Source organism: Qipengyuania qiaonensis (assembly GCF_019711515.1).
Taxonomy (GTDB): domain Bacteria; phylum Pseudomonadota; class Alphaproteobacteria; order Sphingomonadales; family Sphingomonadaceae; genus Qipengyuania; species Qipengyuania qiaonensis.
The window spans coordinates 139551-154655 of sequence record NZ_JAIGNO010000003.1 but is presented as its reverse complement, the minus strand read 5'-3'; the positions used below and the strand labels follow the sequence as shown (position 1 = coordinate 154655).

Below are 15105 nucleotides of genomic sequence, written 5' to 3'. Positions count from 1 at the left end.
ATCATTGACGCCATTTTCCTACTCTTTAGTAGAAAGCCGTGTTCGTCAAGGGAGCCGTCATGCATTTCAACCCCTTCGCCTCGTCGCGCAAAGGCACCGAGATACTGCCGGGGGTGCACATGCTGGGTACCCGGCGCGTCAATTTCTTTGTCCTTGAGGAAGGACGTTCACTCACGCTCATCGATTGCGGTTTCGATGGTCATCGCCATCGCCTGCAGCACTGGCTCGATGCGAGAGGTCGCAGGCTGAGCGATATCGAAGCGGTGCTGCTGACGCATGGGCACGCGGATCACGTCGGCTTTGCCGAGCGTCTCGCCCGTGCCGGCGTTCCGGTCTATCTGCATCACGCCGACGTCCACTTTGCCTGCAGCCGGCACATGCGCAGACCTCCCGAAAGGTTTCGCAGGCGCGCATGGCATCCGCGCGCCATCGGGCTGTTCGGCGAGGCCCTGTTCGACGGCGTCTTTGCCCAGCCCCCGCTGACGCGCCCCATCCCGATCGGCGCCGGTCCGCTTGATCTGCCGGGTCGCCCAGCGATCGACGTGATCGCTACCCCCGGGCACACAGCGGGACATACAGTTTTTCACGTCCCGCAGAGCAACGCCCTCTTCACCGGCGATGCGCTGATGACTGCTGACCCGATGTTCGGCGGTCCGGAGCGGGCGCTGGTCTTTGCCGAGCGCGAATCGCAGACCGATGCGGCGATGGCTGCTCTCGCAGCATTTGCTCCGTATGGCGAGGCGGCCCTTTTGCCAGCGCATGGCGAGCCATGGTTGGCCGAAGGCGCCGTGGCCCGGGCTGTAGATGAGGCTGTTGCCGTCTGAAGGATAGCCGGGGTCTGCCCGGCCCGTCCCCTGTGAGGAACTCAATCAGCGCCCGGGCGCGGAAGGTCGCGAGCAAAGATCGCCCGGTAGGCGCGCCGCAGAAGGTCGACCGAGCCGAAGCCGCTCTGGCTTGCCACCTTCTTGGACGGCACGCCGGCCTCAAGCAGGGCCCGGGCCCGTTCCACCCGCAGCCGCCGAACGAAGGTTGCGGGCCTGTGACCCGTGGCCTGGCTGAAACGGCGGTAGAAGGTTCGCTCGCTCAGGGCCGTGCGCCGGGCTAACTGTCCGACCGAAAGATCCTCTCCAAGGTTGTCCTGCATCCAGGTGATGAGATCGGCGAACTCGCCGCCCTGGGCCGCCAGCGTCTCGGAGAACTGCGACTGGTTGCCGTCGCGCCGCATCTGCAGGACGAGACGCCGGGCAACGCGAGCGGCAAGGGCGCGGTCATGATCGTTTTCGACCATGGCGAGCGTCATGTCGATGCCCGTGGAAACCCCTGCCGAGGTCCACACCGGCCCGTCGACAATGAACAGTGCATCGCTGTCGACCATGACATCCGGGAAGCGGCGCAGCAGTTCTTCGCCGGCCTCCCAATGGGTGGTCGCGTTGCGGCCAGAAAGCAAACCGTTCTGCGCCAGCAGGAAAGCCCCGGTGCACACCGACGCCACCCGCCGTGCGCCCGCCAGGGACCTGATCGCCGCAGCCAGCTGGCGATCCCGCAAGGCGTCTGCAAGGGAGTTCGCGTCCGCACCCGGAATGATGGCGGTATCGATGTCGCCGGCGACGATATGCTCCGCCTTCACGGTTTCGACTGCGATACCGCCGCCTGTCCTGATCATGCCGCCCGCAGCCGAAGCGAGGATCACCCCATAGCCCGGCGCCGGCAAGAGGTGGTTGGCCTCCGCAAGGACCGCTGCCGGTCCCGTGATATCGAGGATCTGCGCGCCCTTATAGGCAAGGATGACAACCCGGCGCGTCATGACAATGGCAGATATCGTAGCATCATTGACATTTCTGCCATGACAGATTGCGTCTATGCAAGGGCTGATAACTTACTGCAGGAGTGATGCATGCCTTTCCGGATTGGCTTTCTTCTCTATCCGCACGTGACCCAGCTCGACCTGACGGGGCCTGCCCAGTTCCTCTCGCGCATGAGCGATGCGACCATCCATCTTGTCTGGAAGGACAGGGCGCCGGTCCCGACTGACGCCGGATTCAGCATCCTGCCGACCGACGATCTTGCCACTTGCCCGCAGCTAGACATGATCTGCATGCCCGGCGGCGCTGGCCAGGTCCCGCTCATGGGCGATTCCGCGATTCTTGACTGGATCGCCCGGCAGGGTGGACAGGCCCAATACGTCACAAGCGTGTGCTCGGGCTCACTGCTGCTCGGAGCATCCGGCCTGCTCAGAGGTTACGAGGCCGGATGCCATTGGGCCTACCGCGACATGCTTGCAGCCTTCGGCGCGACACCGGTACCGGAACGCGTGGTCAGTGATCGCAACCGGATCACCGGGGGTGGAGTAACGGCGGGGATCGATTTTGCCCTGACCGTGATCGCCCGGATCCGCGGCGAGGCTGAGGCCAAAGCTATCCAGCTGGCCTATGAATATGCACCGCAGCCGCCGTTTTCGAGCGGGCGCCCGGAAAGCTCGGACTCTGAAACGATCGCCTCGGCCCAGGCGATCCTTGCCCACATGCGCGATGTCGCGCAGGCCGAACTTGCCAGTGGCGATCATGCAGCAGCTTAACTTCATTGGCCCACGCGCGCTCCAATGGCGTGACGTCCCGCCGCCGGTCCTTGATGACCCTAAGTCGGTCCTCGTCCGGCCGCTGACCGTTTCGACCTGCGACATGGACGGGGTGGTGATTCAGGGACTTCTGCCGCTCAAGGGCCCCGTTCCGCTCGGACACGAAGGCGAGGGAGTGATCATCGAGGCAGGAGGCGAGGTCACGCGCTGGCGGGTGGGCGACCGCGTGATCATCCCATGGAAGATCGCCTGCGGTCACTGCAAGTCCTGCGGGCGAGGGCACAGCGCGCAGTGCCTCACCGTTCCCCCAGAGGACGCCTATGGGTGGGGCCCGACCGCTCCACATTGGGGCGGGTTCCTGTCAGATGTCGTGCTGGTGCCTTTCGCCGACACCATGCTGACGCGGTTACCTGACGGGATCGACCCCGTGCTGGCCTGCGGCGTTGCGGACAATATCTCCGATGGCTGGCGGGCGGTCGGCCCGGCGCTGCGCGAACGCCCCGGCGGAACCGTGCTGGTGGCCGGGATGGTGCCGCCGGGCTCGATCGGGCTCTATGCTGCCGGGATCGCGGTGGCGCTCGGATCGGAGCGGGTTGTCTATGCCGACCATGATCAGCGCCGGCTCGAGATTGCCGGGAAGATGGGGGCAGAGCCCTTGCAGCTGGGCCCAAACTCGCTTGAAAGCCTCAGACTTGGCGGGGGTCTTGACGGAGGGTTCGATGTCACCGTGGATGCTTCGGGTAGCCCCGAAATCCTCCAGTCGCTGATCCGCCTGACCGCGCGGGCGGGCGTCTGTGTCTCGACCGCGGGTATCGTCTATCGCGGGCGCGATCCGCAACTGCCCGTCTACGAGATGTACCGCAAGTCGATGACCTTCTCGACCGGCTGGGTGCATACGCACAGCCTGATCGACGATCCGCTTGACCTGATTGCCTCGGGACGCTTCGATCCGCGCCCGGTCATCACGCGGGTCGTTCCGTGGGAAGAGGCGCATGCGGCGCTCGCCGAGCCATTCACCAAACTCATCGTCTCGCGCGAGGCGTGATGTGGCAACGGGGCAGAATAATGCGCAAAGCAGCGTTCCTGACGCTGGCCCTGTTCGCGATGTCCGCGGCGGGCGCGTGGTGGATGCTGCGCCTTCCGCCGTCACCGGAACCCATCCATACCCGCTTTACCCTGTCGGACATCACGTTGGTTGTGCCCGGTGAGAGCCGCACTCCTGACGCCACGGTTTCGGTGTCTGATGGCAGGCTGCGCATCGGACCCGGTGCTGCCGGCGGAGCGCTGCTTTCCGAATATGCAGGCCACTATGTGCTGCCCGGCTTCATCGACATGCACACCCATCTTCCGCCCGAAAGCCTGCTCGGGCTGACTCGGCACTACGGGCTCCTCCATCTCGCGCATGGCGTCACCACCATCCGCGATGCCGGAGATATTGATGGCACGGCCGTCCCGGCCGCACGACGCGCGCTTGAAGCGGGCCATCCCTTTCCGCGCCTGTATTCCTGTGGGCCGTTTGTCTCGGCCGGAAAACCGGTCTGGCCCAATACCATCCTGATGCACTCGCCCGCCGAAGCGGGGAGCATCGTCGCCCAGATCGCGACGGAGGGGCACAGCTGCATCAAGGCCTATGACGGGCTGTCGCCTGAGCAGATCGCCGCTCTCGTCGAGGCGGCCGGCAAGCGCTCGATGCCGGTGCTGGGGCACGTCCCGGACGACCTCGCCTACGAAGAGGCCGGATTGCCCGATGTACAGCACTTCTTCGGCGTTCCGCCTGCCGCTCTGAAGAGCCAGGCGAGAAGCGTGGTGGCGCGGAACGGCGACTGGTCCGGTGTGAGCGATGCACGCCTCGACGGGATTGTCGAACATGTCGGGCGCACCGGTACGCGCAACACGCCGACGCTCGGCACGCTTGCGGGCTTTGCCCGGCTTGAAGAACGGAACGACAGCGGTCTTGGCGCCTCCGGCGGCCTTCCCTCCCTGTATTCGCAGGTGATCTGGGACCGCAAGTTTGGCCTGCCGGTCTATCGCCGGGTTGGACCTGCCGAGTTTGCGCGGGCCAGAGCCGCACTCCGGCTTAAGATGCGACTGGTCCTGCGTCTCGCCGAAAGCGGCGCGAAGTTGCATATCGGCACCGATGCAGGGCAGCCCTACTCTGCGCCCGGCAGCGCCTACTGGCGTGAGTTGCGGTTGTTCGAGGAGTCGGGTGTCCCGCCCGAGCAGGTCCTCGCCTATGCGACAACCGTGCCGGGTGAGGTCATTGGCCATGGTGCGGGACGGTTGTTTGACGGTGGTCCGGCCGATTTCCTCATCTTCAGCGAGGATCCGACCGCCGACCTTGATGCGCTCGACAGTCTTGTGGCCGTCGTGATTGGCGGGCGTCTCTATACCAGGGGGCAGCTCGACGACGGCGTTACCCTCATACTCGACCATTACGAGAGCTGGCCGTTGAGACCAATCTCCCATTGGCTGGCGCGCCGGAAGATTGAGGGCAGTGCGCGGGATTTTTAGCTTCTGTTGCCGCCATCTTACTGGTGCTCGGACTGGAAACGCTAATGTCGGATCTCCCCGCGCCCGCAGAGCTAGTCCCGGTGTACCTAAGAGATCAAAACCCTACGCGTTTGTGAAATTGCTGCGCTTAAGTTGCTGCGCGAGCGGCTGCTTCGCGCGGTGTGCGGGTCCATAGCAGACTGTCGGGATACGGCCCAATCTCAGCCGAGCAAAATGAAACCACTCATAGCCCCGGCGGCGACAATCACCGGAAGCCCCCATATGCCTTTTAGCTTCCAATAGGCGGCGAGTGCGACGACGAACATCGTAGCGATCACGGGCAGGTTCGTTGCTCGCTCCGAGAGGTTTCCAGCCAAATCGAAGAAGGTCCCCGCAATGATGCCGATTGCCGCGGCAGCCACACCGTCGAGCAAGCGCTCCAGCTGCACGTTGCCGACAATGGCCTCGAGGCGTTCGAAGAAGATCATGGAAAAAGCAAAGGCCGGGAGGAACATTCCGGCGGTGATCGCGATCGCGCCAGTCCATCCCCCTGCGATGTATCCCACAAAGGTTGCGAAAATGACGAGAGGTGCAGGCAGCAGTCCCGCGAGGGCAACTCCGTCGAGAAACGCGCCGTCGGATATCCATCCGCGACCGACGGTATCGTCGCGCACGTAGGGTATCGCGGTATAGGCCCCGCCGAACGTAAGCAGCCCGCCCTTGAGGCCTGCGACGAACAGTGCGGCCACCGTTACGGCTTCTGTTGCCGCTTTGGGTTCGGCGATGACGGAAAAAGCGAAAGGCAGGCTTCCACAGACCAGCCAACCGATGCCAATGGCGACAATCAAGACGCCGATCACGATGCCGGATCGCTCGAAGAGTGCGAATGCAATAGCCGCACCGAGCAGGATGATCCAGAACGGCACGCCGAAGATTGTGCCCGCCAGAGCCACCAGGGAAGCTGCGATGAGGGGCGAGCTGGTCAACACATGCTCGCCGATACGATAAACCGCGCGCAGGATGATGGCCAACACCGCCGCCTGGACGCCCAGCAACACACCGACCCAGTCGGACTGGCCGGCGATGAAGGAGGCGTAGGCCCAGCCGCAAACCATCATCAGCCCGAAGCCGGGCAGCATGAAGCCCATCCCTGCCAGCAGCCCACCGATCCGGCCGCGCGCGATCATCCCCATATGAACGCACAGCTCGTGCGCCTCGGGACCGGGCAGGACCTGCATCACAGCGAGCAAGCGATTGAACCGTTCTCGCGAAATCCAGCGCTCGTCTTCGACCAGGGCCTCGCGTACCATCGCGATCTGCGCGACCGGCCCGCCGAACGCGAGGCAGCCAAACCGAAGGAATTTCAGAAAGAGGGCGCCGAGCCCAATTGCAGGCGGCGCGGGTGGCAGTTCGTCCATCGCATATCACTCCATGCCGCACGGAGCGGCGCAGGAGCGGACTTGGACGAAAACCGTCTCAGCGGGCGTCCGCCGAATGGGCCCGCAGCGCGGTATTCGCGCATTTTCTGGAAACCGGCAAGCCACTTCGCGTGTGCACCTCAACCAAAGGCTTGCACGATCGAATAGGTGCTTGTGGCGATCAGTATTACTGCCACAGCGCCGAGCAGGAGGCGCGGCCTTACCCGCTTCACAAGCATCGCGCCGAGCGGCGCGGCGATCACGCCGCCGATGATCAGGCCGACCGTCGCCACCGTAAAGGCGGCGAGGCCGAGCGAAGCGATGAAGGCGATCGATACCGACAGCGCCAGGAGGAACTCCGCTGTGTTGACCGTGCCGACGATCCGGCGCGGATCGCCGCCCTGTATCAGCAGGTTCGAGGTCACTACTGGACCCCAGCCTCCGCCACCGGCTGCATCGAGAAAGCCACCGACCAGCGCCAGGGGTCGGGTGGTTTTCGGGTCTTCGAAGCGCGGCTTGGACAGCTTGATTGCGCGATATAGCAGCAGCAACCCGATGATGGCCAAATATGCCATGACGAATGGCCGCGCGACCGATGCGTCAATGTTTGACAACAGATACGCCCCTGCAACGCCGCCTGCGATGCCAAACGGGACGAGCCGCTTGAAGAGGCTCCAATCGACATTGCGCTGGACGATGTGGCTGGTCCCCGAAGCGCCGGTCGTGAACACCTCGACCAGATGCACGCTGGCGGAGGCCGCTGCGGGTGGGACACCGACGCTCACCAGGAGGGTCTGCGAGATGACCCCGAAGGCCATGCCGAGCGCGCCGTCGATCAACTGTGCCGCGAAGCCGATTAGCAGGAACGGCAGGATGTCGGCGAGCGTGAGATCGCCGATCTCGAGCAACGGTACGGTCGATACGTCGAACATGCGTTCAAGCTCCGTCTGAGATAGGCATCAGAATCTGTAGGCTGCCGTGACGCCATAGGTGGCCGGATCGCCGGGATTGCCGACGATCAGCCCGGTGTTGCCGCTGGGGACCTGCAATTGCTCGAAATACTCTTCGTCGAACGCGTTGCGCGCCCAGGCGAAGAGGTTGAACCCGCTGTCGCTGCGAAAGCCGAGGCGAAAATTGCTGAGCGAATAACCGTCCACATTGGTGTAGATCGATGGTGAGGGGTTGGACGAGAAGCCCGAGCGATACGAACCGTCATAGCCGAGGTAGACCTCGCCGCTCGCACCGAAGATCACCGCCGGATGATTGTACTCCGCACCGTAGGAGAACGCCCATTCGGAAATGCCGGGGAGCCGCTGGCCCGAGATGTCGCAGTTGGCAGGGCTGATCCCTCCGGGCGCTCCCGGTGCGCTGGGCGTCTGGCCGGGTTGCGCTGAGGCACCGCCGGAAAGCTCGGGCGGACAAGGCGCATCGGTGAAGCTGGCGTACTCGGCATCGGTGTAGGCGCCGTTGAAATAGAGGTTGAAACGCGCGCTGGGTCGCCACGACAGGTCGAGTTCGATCCCCTGACTGCGAACCTTTTCGGCATTGGCGAGATAGCCACGCAGCACGCCCAGCTGCCCGTTAGTCACCAGCGCCTGGTAATCCTCGATTTCCGTGCGGAATGCGGCGAGGTTGGCCGTCAGCCGCCGATCGAGGAACTGCGCCTTGATGCCGGCCTCGAAATGATCGACCGATTCCGGCGCCACGTTCGCCGCCGCCAGGATCGGATTGCCCTGCGCGTCCGACGGCACGCCGTTGAGGTTGATGCCGCCCGACTTGAAGCTCTTCGCATAGGTCGCATAGGCCAGGATGTCGGGTGCCAGCGCGTAGCTGGCGGTGAAATCATAGCTCAGATTCCAGTCGCTGAAGGTCGTCTCGAAGCTTTGCGGGGCCAGCACGGCGCGTTGCGCCACGATGCGCGGATCGATGCTGGCAAACGTGACGGGCTGCCCGTTCCCATTGGTGACGACAGAAGCGTAAAGGCCATCCTTTCTGTCGTAATTGACGCGGATGCCCGGCTGCAGCGTCAGCCGGTCGGTGACGCGCCAGCTCAGCTGACCGAACAGCGCGGCACTGACATTGTCGAGGCGAATGTCGTTGGTGGCGGTCAGGCCGTTCAGCAAGGAGGGATCGCCGCTAAGCGGGTTGGCCGGATTGATCAGCCACCGGCTCGCCGCCGGTCCCTGCGCCTGCGAGCCTTGGGTGCGGATTTCCTGATAGTAGCCGAACGCGCCCAAGACGAAATCGACCTGGCCGAGATCGGCGCTGTAGCGAAATTCCTGCGTCCACTGGTCCTGCCGCGAGGGGTTCTGTGAGAGCGTGGTGATCGGTAGGCCGAGGAAGTCGCGATCGTTGGCGGGTAGCCAGTCCCAGAAGCGCCACGCTGTGATAGACGTGAGCGTTCCGGGGCCGAGCTGCCAGTTCACCTTGAGCGCCGCTCCGCCAAGCTCGTTCACCGCGCTCAGCGGCGCGTCGAGATCGGCAATGCGGTCGAACGGGTCGGCGCTAGGGACGGCATAGCCCTGCACAGCGGCGAGCGCGGCGAACTGGCGCTCCAGCGGGCGCTGGGTGGCGCCGGTACCGACGTAGACCGTGCCGCAGCACAGCGGGTTCTGACGGCTCCAGTCGAGCGCAAGAGTGACATCGAACGCGTCACTCGGCTCCCACAGCAGCTGGCCGCGCGCCCCGAAATTGTTCTGCTCGTTAATATCCTCGCCCGTCGCCGCGTTGAACAGCGTGCCCGCGCGGTCGGTGTAAGAAAGCGCCAAGCGCGCTGCGACCGTGTCGCTCAACGGTCCGGAGAGCGCTGCCTTGACCTGGCGGAAGTCGAGATTGCCGAGCGACATCTCGACGCTGCCTTCAGGCGTGAAGGTCGGCTGCCGAGTTGTAATGTTGATCGCACCTGCCGTCGTGTTCTTGCCGTAAAGCGTGCCCTGCGGCCCGCGGAGCACTTCGATCTGAGCCACGTCTAGAAAGTCGAACGTCGCAGAGGCGACACGCGAATAGTAGACATCGTCGACATAGATGCCGACGCCCTGCTCGATCCCGTCGTTGGTCAGGCCGAAGGGCACGCCGATGCCGCGTATGTTGACTGCGGTGTTGCGCGGGTTGGAGCTATAGAATTGCAGCGTCGGGGTCAGTTGTTGCAGCCGTCCGACATTGAAGCTGCCGGTCGCGTCGATATGCTCGCCGCCCACCACCGACACCGCGATCGGCACATCCTGCGAACTTTCCTGCCGCCGCCGGGCGGTGACGACGATCGTGCCGTCATCTACCGCGCCGGTGCCGATGGAAGAAGGCGACTGTGCCTCATCCTGCTCGCTCCCGGAGAGGTCTGGTTCGTTGGAGCTGGCCTCCTGCGCATTAGCTGGTAGAACGGGAGCGGCGCACGACAACAGCGCTGCCGCGCGGATAAGAAATCTCGGATGCATGGTCTCGCTTTCGAAGGGTCGAGCCGCATCCGGTGGTCCGGTCTGCTTGTTCGGGGTGGTTTGAGGTTGGCGTAAGTCAGGTGAAGCGGCGCTTCTCCGTGATCTCGAGCTGCACGAGCTTGCCTTCGTGCACCGTCAGCTGGATTACGCCGAACCGCAGCGTGTCGATGGCCGCCGCTACCTGGAGAAGAGGTTCTGAGAGGTTGGGCACCAGTTCGGTAACTTTTTCATTCAAGCTAGCCATTCACTTGTCTCCATGTTGCCGAATCACGGCTCCACGCACAACGATCTATTCTCAACTAAATCAGTTGACAATATAGCATGCGACAAAGCGTTCGAATTTTAGGCACCGTGTGATTGCTCGGGAACCATTTCATCGAACGAAGGAAGCGGCTCTACAGGGTCAGACAAGCGGATCGAGTCAAGCAATTCGGCGGTCTGGTCGCGCACCATCAGCATGAGCGCGCGCAGGCGGCACTCATCTTCGGCAATGCAGTTCGTACAGCGCTCGTGCGCGTTCCGACTGGCGCAAGGCACCAGCGCGAGCGATCCACGCATCATCCGCACCAGATCGCCATAGGTAAGTTTAGAGGGCGCGACGGCGAGCCAGTACCCGCCGTCGCGCCCGCGTTGCGATCCCACGACTCCCGCGCGTCCTAGCTCGGAGAGGATCGTCGTCAGGAACTTCGCCGGGATTTTCTGCCGCGCTGCGATCTCCGAGAGCGGCACTGCGCCTTCTCCATGACGGTCGGCAAGGTGCTGGATTGCACGGATGGCGTAGCGGGCTTTCTGCGAGAGCATGAAACGACCCTAAACCAAACTCTATTGGCGCGCGAGTAGCCCGGTAAAGTGTCTGCTTGCATAGGCAGACCCTTCGAAGGCCGACAGTCCGCTGTCGGCCCACATACTGCAGCTCGCGGTTCTTTCGGATCAGGAAACAGGTTTCCGGGCATACTTAGAATCGACAAACGTGCGATCCGGGGCGGGCAGCAGACTGGCTGCTTTTGAGCCGCCTTTCTTAGTGCTAAGCTGCCAGCCTTACTGCAAGACAAACGACACCCTACATCGACGGAGAAGGACGCCATGCATGTGAAGTTGTGCCGGGCCTTGGCGGCGTTCTTGATATTGCTTGCTTCGGCCATGTCTTCGGTCGCAACCGCTCAACAGGTCAGCGAAGTTCCGCTAAGCGAAGAGGTTCGCTATCCGTCCGATCCCGACACGGTGATCGCTGCCACCCTCGAAAGGCCGCCTTCGACCGACGAGCGCCTTCTTCCTGTGGTCGTCATCATTTCGGGCACCGGACCTTGGACTCGCGGAGGTTGGGAAAACATGCGCGCCACCCTCCACGCAGCGGGCTTCGCTACGCTGATGTACGACAAGCGCGGACTGGGGCAATCGACCGGCACCTTCGTCGACACCATTCCCGCCATGCAGCGCGATGTGGCCGCTGCCGTCGCGTTCCTGCGCACGCGAGCAGACATTGATCACGAACGCATCGCTCTGATGGGCATTAGCCAGGGTGCCGTCGCCGCGCCGCTGGTTGCGTCGGAAGATCCGGCGATCGCTGCGGTGGTCATGCTCTCCGGCCCGGTTGGGCCACGCGGCGAGTTGTTTCTCGGTATCCTGCGCGGCCATCTCACGAACGCCGGGAAGACCAGTGAGCAGATCAATCGAGTGACTGCGGCGGTTGCAGCCTGGATGAACGCTCGCAGCGAGGTTGCCGACGAAAGTGAAACAGCGAATCTGAGAAAAGCGGTTGTAGATGCATTCGCAGAGGTCGGCTTCCCGCAAGATCAGGCGGAGAATTTCGTTGCGGCCTTGGATGACGAGGTTGTGCTTTCGATGTACGATGTCGCATCCGACCGTGCTCTCGAACGGCTGCGTATGCCGACGCTCGCCATCTACGGGTCGAAAGATGAAGTCATCGCTCCCTACCTCAGCATCGAAGCGGCGACGGTGGCCTTGCAGGGGAACCCCGATGCGATCGTTGTCGCGATTCCTGGCATGACCCACGAATTGCAGCGTGCAACACCGATGCCGAGCTCTGGAACCGCACCAAAGGATGGCACAATGCCGGTCGTCACCGAGCTCGTCGGAAACTGGCTTGCGAGAAGGCTGGGTACAATGCCGCGTGGTCGCTGAAGAGCTAACGGGCAACTGTCTCTTCCCACCACACGGACCGCGAACAGGTGCCGTTAGTCTTCGGGCGTGAAGCATCCTTGAGAGGATCACCCTTACATTGAGGCTTGAAAGGCCTGCGGCTGGGACAAACGTTGCCTAAATTTATGACAGGTTCGCGGTCGGGTATCCAGAAACAATCTGGAGGGAAACGGCCCAGAACCGGTCACACTTCGGTGGAACATGTCCCGATTCTCTCGGCATGGGCGCAGCAAGAAGCGTTCGGCTCACTCCTGATCGATCGCCAGACGGAAACAGGTCGCGAAGCGTCCCCGATCGGCCCGGCCAAGCCCCGCCCCTTCGAACAGCTGCTCCCAGCGCGCGGCGACGATCTTCCGCATCTGAGCGATCATCTTGGCCGCCGCCTCTTCGCCAAGATCGAAGACGGCGGCACCGGCCAAAGCGTTCTCAAGCGTCGCGTTGCGCCCCTGCGGGCCAACACCCAGGACGAGCCGCCGATCGAGACCGACCTGCGGCTTGGGGACCACATCGTAGAGCGGCGACAGGCGCCAGCCCTTGCCGTCAAACAGGAAGCCGTGGTTGCGCAGGTGATCATCGTCATTGGTGACGAGGATGTTGAACACCATGCGCCGGAACAATTCGTGGAGATCGGCGCGCACCTCGGTCCCAAGCTGGCGCAGAGCGCCCGCCAGGTCGGCATAGCTGTAACGGCTTACCTCGCTCTCGTGCGCGCCGAGCATGGTCAGGCCGGACGCGAAATGGCGCCGCTCCATCCAGTTGCCATGATGGACGCGGTCAAAGCGCTCGATCAGATAGATGTCGCGTTCAAGCACCCGCCTGAGACCCAGCGCCGGAACATTGAGACCGCATTCGGCAGCGAGCCGCATCGTCGCATACTCGACCCGGCATTCGGGAAAGCTGTCATTGCGCGCCTCGAACTTGGCAATCCACGACTGGTCGGCGATTTCGGTTGCCGCCTTGGGGCGCGCGCCGCCGAGCGACGATCCCGCGGTCAGCAGGCGGCGCAGGTTCTCGTCCAGCTCCTCGACATGCTGCGCGCGCTCGGCCGCTTCGGCCAGTTCGCCCAGCGTGAAATGCTCACCCGGCGCCGCGCCTTCGCCCCATGGTGTGATGCGCTGCGGGCGTTCGGGCGTGGGACCAAAGGCGAGGCACCCGACCCGGTGTTCTCCTGAAGCAAGGATCAGGTCGATCTCGCTCGGCGTCCGGTCACCCATGGCCTTATACATGAGGTACTGCCCCCAGCCGTCCGGCGCGGCATCGCGAATGCCGTTGAAGACGGCGAAACCCTCTTCCGTGCGATAGGTCACGCTGGTCCCTGCCTCGGGAAGTGGCAGGGCGACGGGATCCACCGCCAGACGATCGGGACGCTCGAGATAGCGCCTGCCATAGGCGAAGGTCGCGAACCGGTTGCGCGGCTCGTCGGTCATGGTCAGCAGGCCAGCCGGGACCGGGCCTTCGGGCAGATGCACGAAGACATAGGTGCGCATGGTCACCATTACGGCTCAGAAATCCAGATCATCGTCGCCCGCCGCGTGGGTCGTCCTGGGCAGGCGGGCGAGATCCTCGCTGATCCCTGCCCGATCGGTATCTGGCGCGGCGAGACCGGCGAGACGGCCGGTCATGCCGAACACATGAAGCGCGCTTGCGAGGACCGCAAGGCCGACCGTGGGGTCTCCGGCCTCAAGCCGCTGCAACGTCTGGACCGAGACGAGCATGCGCTCGGCCATCAGGCGCTGTGGCAGCTTGCGCCGTCGGCGCGCGAGCGCAATATCCCTGCCAAGTTGCGCGATGGCGCGTTGGCTCTGGGGCGGCAGTCCGGTGGCGGCTCTGGAGGCGCGTGGCATAGTGTCTCAGATGACATATCATGTGCATTCTGTCAAATTCAAATGATATGTCATGCTTCAAACCACGAATTCTCATGAGCACACACAGTCGTTGGGTATCACACACCAGCGCTCACGCTAGAACAGTAAAGCCTGCTCTATTGTTGGATGGCATCGCAATTTTGAAGGCCGACGCGAGACGATGAGCCAGGAGCAGAGGGACGCTCTTGCTGTTGCATCTGCCACGTTCAGGAGGTCGCATGTCCCCGTCTGTCCGATCTCACCCCGACCGGTCGCTTGCCGAGACCGCCCGCCAGATCTGCGAATCGCGAGGCGGCAAATGGTCCGGCACAAAGGGCATGGCCTGTTGCCCCGCGCATGATGACCGCACACCGTCACTCGGTGTGTCGCTCGGCCGACAGGCCATCCTCTTCCACTGTTTCGCGGGATGCGATCAGCAGAGCGTGCTGGCTGCTCTGGCGCGTGAAGGTTTCGAGACACCGGCGCTTTTTGCAGGTTCTGCGACCAACAACGAACCCGAATCGACCAGCACCCGCAAACCCTCGGCGGTAGCGCTGAGGATCTGGCGCGATGCGCAGCCACTGCGTGCCAGTTCGGCAAAGGCATATCTTGAAAGCCGCGGCATCCTCGCCGCATCTCCGGCGCTCCGCTTCCATCCACGAACGCCGCTTGGCCCGAAAGGACGAACCCGTTTTCTTCCCGCCATGATCGCGGCGGTAAGCCTCGACGAGGGGCCGATGGCCATCCACCGCACATTCCTGTCTACCGAGGCTTCAATCAAGGCCGCTTTCGAAAAGCCGAAACGCGCGCTCGGCGCGCTCGGTGAAGCTGCTGTTCGTCTCTTCGCTCCAGTTTCCGGCAAGCTTGGCCTCGCCGAGGGCATCGAGAGCGCGATGTCGGCTTATGCTCTTACCGGTATTCCCGTCTGGGCGACCCTGGGCAATGAGCGCTTCGGTCTCGTCAGCGTGCCTGAGAGCGTGACCGAACTTCATCTCTTCGTCGATCACGATGCTGGCGGCGAGCTGGCTGCGTCGCGTGGCCTGGCCGCTTATGCCCGTGAAGGACGGACGATCCAGGTTCGCAAACCTTCCTTGCGCGATACCGACTGGAACGATGAACTGACAGCATGGCTGCGCCGCAAGGCGGCGCGGTAGAGGAGAGATGGCTTCTCGATTTCCTGATCCGGC

14 protein-coding genes are annotated in these 15105 nt (G+C 63.4%); 6 read left to right on the top strand and 8 right to left on the bottom strand.

The features are described 5' to 3' along the window. The first annotated feature begins 59 nt into the window (after nt 1-59). A complete protein-coding gene (locus K3174_RS06395; RefSeq protein WP_221556973.1) occupies nt 60-824 on the top strand; it encodes an MBL fold metallo-hydrolase in 765 nt (254 codons plus the stop codon). Nucleotides 825-865: 41 nt separating this feature from the next. On the opposite strand, the gene K3174_RS06390 is transcribed toward K3174_RS06395, so the two are convergent. Beyond that, nucleotides 866-1804, bottom strand: a complete 939-nt coding sequence (locus K3174_RS06390) for a GlxA family transcriptional regulator (protein WP_221556971.1) — start codon at nt 1802-1804, stop codon at nt 866-868. Between the two features lie 90 nt (nt 1805-1894). On the opposite strand from K3174_RS06390, the gene K3174_RS06385 reads away from it, so the two are divergent. From K3174_RS06385 to K3174_RS06375, 3 genes are read left to right on the top strand one after another with little or no spacing between them, the layout of a single operon-like run. Beyond that, nucleotides 1895-2575: a DJ-1/PfpI family protein gene (locus K3174_RS06385; RefSeq protein WP_221556970.1), complete on the top strand. Its 681-nt coding sequence runs from the start codon at nt 1895-1897 to the stop codon at nt 2573-2575. Then, a complete protein-coding gene (locus K3174_RS06380) occupies nt 2529-3620 on the top strand; it encodes a zinc-dependent alcohol dehydrogenase (protein WP_221556961.1) in 1092 nt (363 codons plus the stop codon). The genes K3174_RS06385 and K3174_RS06380 overlap by 47 nt, the downstream gene beginning before the upstream one ends. A 20-nt stretch (nt 3621-3640) precedes the next feature. Next, nucleotides 3641-5086 carry an amidohydrolase family protein gene (locus K3174_RS06375; protein WP_221556959.1) on the top strand — a complete coding sequence of 482 codons (1446 nt, stop codon included), beginning with the start codon at nt 3641-3643 and terminating at the stop codon, nt 5084-5086. Between the two features lie 200 nt (nt 5087-5286). Here the strand turns inward: K3174_RS06375 and chrA are convergent, their stop codons facing one another. The 5 genes from chrA to K3174_RS06350 form a co-directional block, all read right to left on the bottom strand. Next, complete coding sequence (chrA, locus tag K3174_RS06370) at nt 5287-6483, bottom strand: chromate efflux transporter (RefSeq protein WP_221556957.1); 1197 nt, start codon at nt 6481-6483, stop codon at nt 5287-5289. Nucleotides 6484-6623: 140 nt separating this feature from the next. Next, nucleotides 6624-7415 (bottom strand): sulfite exporter TauE/SafE family protein, encoded by a 792-nt coding sequence (locus tag K3174_RS06365; RefSeq protein ID WP_221556955.1) that lies wholly within the window; start codon nt 7413-7415, stop codon nt 6624-6626. A gap of 27 nt (nt 7416-7442) precedes the next feature. Then, a complete protein-coding gene (locus tag K3174_RS06360; RefSeq protein ID WP_221556952.1) occupies nt 7443-9914 on the bottom strand; it encodes a TonB-dependent receptor in 2472 nt (823 codons plus the stop codon). Between the two features lie 76 nt (nt 9915-9990). Beyond that, nucleotides 9991-10158, bottom strand: coding sequence for a YezD family protein (locus K3174_RS06355; RefSeq protein ID WP_221556950.1), 168 nt, complete (start codon nt 10156-10158; stop codon nt 9991-9993). A gap of 98 nt (nt 10159-10256) precedes the next feature. Further along, nucleotides 10257-10715 carry an RrF2 family transcriptional regulator gene (locus K3174_RS06350; RefSeq protein ID WP_221556943.1) on the bottom strand — a complete coding sequence of 153 codons (459 nt, stop codon included), beginning with the start codon at nt 10713-10715 and terminating at the stop codon, nt 10257-10259. A 339-nt stretch (nt 10716-11054) separates the two neighbouring features. Between K3174_RS06350 and K3174_RS06345 the strand changes: the two genes are divergently transcribed. Then, nucleotides 11055-12056 (top strand): alpha/beta hydrolase family protein, encoded by a 1002-nt coding sequence (locus K3174_RS06345; protein ID WP_221556941.1) that lies wholly within the window; start codon nt 11055-11057, stop codon nt 12054-12056. Nucleotides 12057-12319: 263 nt separating this feature from the next. On the opposite strand, the gene K3174_RS06340 is transcribed toward K3174_RS06345, so the two are convergent. Both K3174_RS06340 and K3174_RS06335 read right to left on the bottom strand, forming a co-directional pair. Then, nucleotides 12320-13570 (bottom strand): type II toxin-antitoxin system HipA family toxin, encoded by a 1251-nt coding sequence (locus K3174_RS06340; protein ID WP_221556939.1) that lies wholly within the window; start codon nt 13568-13570, stop codon nt 12320-12322. 6 nt (nt 13571-13576) lie between these two features. Continuing rightward, complete coding sequence (locus K3174_RS06335) at nt 13577-13918, bottom strand: helix-turn-helix domain-containing protein (RefSeq protein ID WP_221556937.1); 342 nt, start codon at nt 13916-13918, stop codon at nt 13577-13579. A 239-nt stretch (nt 13919-14157) separates the two neighbouring features. Here K3174_RS06335 and K3174_RS06330 point away from each other — a divergent pair, with 239 nt between their 5' ends. Next, nucleotides 14158-15072, top strand: a complete 915-nt coding sequence (locus K3174_RS06330; RefSeq protein ID WP_221556935.1) for a DUF7146 domain-containing protein — start codon at nt 14158-14160, stop codon at nt 15070-15072. Nucleotides 15073-15105: the final 33 nt, after the last annotated feature.

Coding starts and splice junctions, on each gene's coding strand:
- K3174_RS06350 (WP_221556943.1), bottom strand. CDS start 10,715: ATGCTCTCGCAGAAAGCCCGCTACGCCATCCGTGCAATCCAGCACCTT.
- K3174_RS06335 (WP_221556937.1), bottom strand. CDS start 13,918: ATGCCACGCGCCTCCAGAGCCGCCACCGGACTGCCGCCCCAGAGCCAA.
- K3174_RS06390 (WP_221556971.1), bottom strand. CDS start 1,804: ATGACGCGCCGGGTTGTCATCCTTGCCTATAAGGGCGCGCAGATCCTC.
- K3174_RS06365 (WP_221556955.1), bottom strand. CDS start 7,415: ATGTTCGACGTATCGACCGTACCGTTGCTCGAGATCGGCGATCTCACG.
- K3174_RS06360 (WP_221556952.1), bottom strand. CDS start 9,914: ATGCATCCGAGATTTCTTATCCGCGCGGCAGCGCTGTTGTCGTGCGCC.
- K3174_RS06385 (WP_221556970.1), top strand. CDS start 1,895: ATGCCTTTCCGGATTGGCTTTCTTCTCTATCCGCACGTGACCCAGCTC.
- chrA (WP_221556957.1), bottom strand. CDS start 6,483: ATGGACGAACTGCCACCCGCGCCGCCTGCAATTGGGCTCGGCGCCCTC.
- K3174_RS06380 (WP_221556961.1), top strand. CDS start 2,529: ATGTCGCGCAGGCCGAACTTGCCAGTGGCGATCATGCAGCAGCTTAAC.
- K3174_RS06330 (WP_221556935.1), top strand. CDS start 14,158: ATGTCCCCGTCTGTCCGATCTCACCCCGACCGGTCGCTTGCCGAGACC.
- K3174_RS06375 (WP_221556959.1), top strand. CDS start 3,641: ATGCGCAAAGCAGCGTTCCTGACGCTGGCCCTGTTCGCGATGTCCGCG.
- K3174_RS06340 (WP_221556939.1), bottom strand. CDS start 13,570: ATGGTGACCATGCGCACCTATGTCTTCGTGCATCTGCCCGAAGGCCCG.
- K3174_RS06345 (WP_221556941.1), top strand. CDS start 11,055: ATGTCTTCGGTCGCAACCGCTCAACAGGTCAGCGAAGTTCCGCTAAGC.
- K3174_RS06355 (WP_221556950.1), bottom strand. CDS start 10,158: ATGGCTAGCTTGAATGAAAAAGTTACCGAACTGGTGCCCAACCTCTCA.
- K3174_RS06395 (WP_221556973.1), top strand. CDS start 60: ATGCATTTCAACCCCTTCGCCTCGTCGCGCAAAGGCACCGAGATACTG.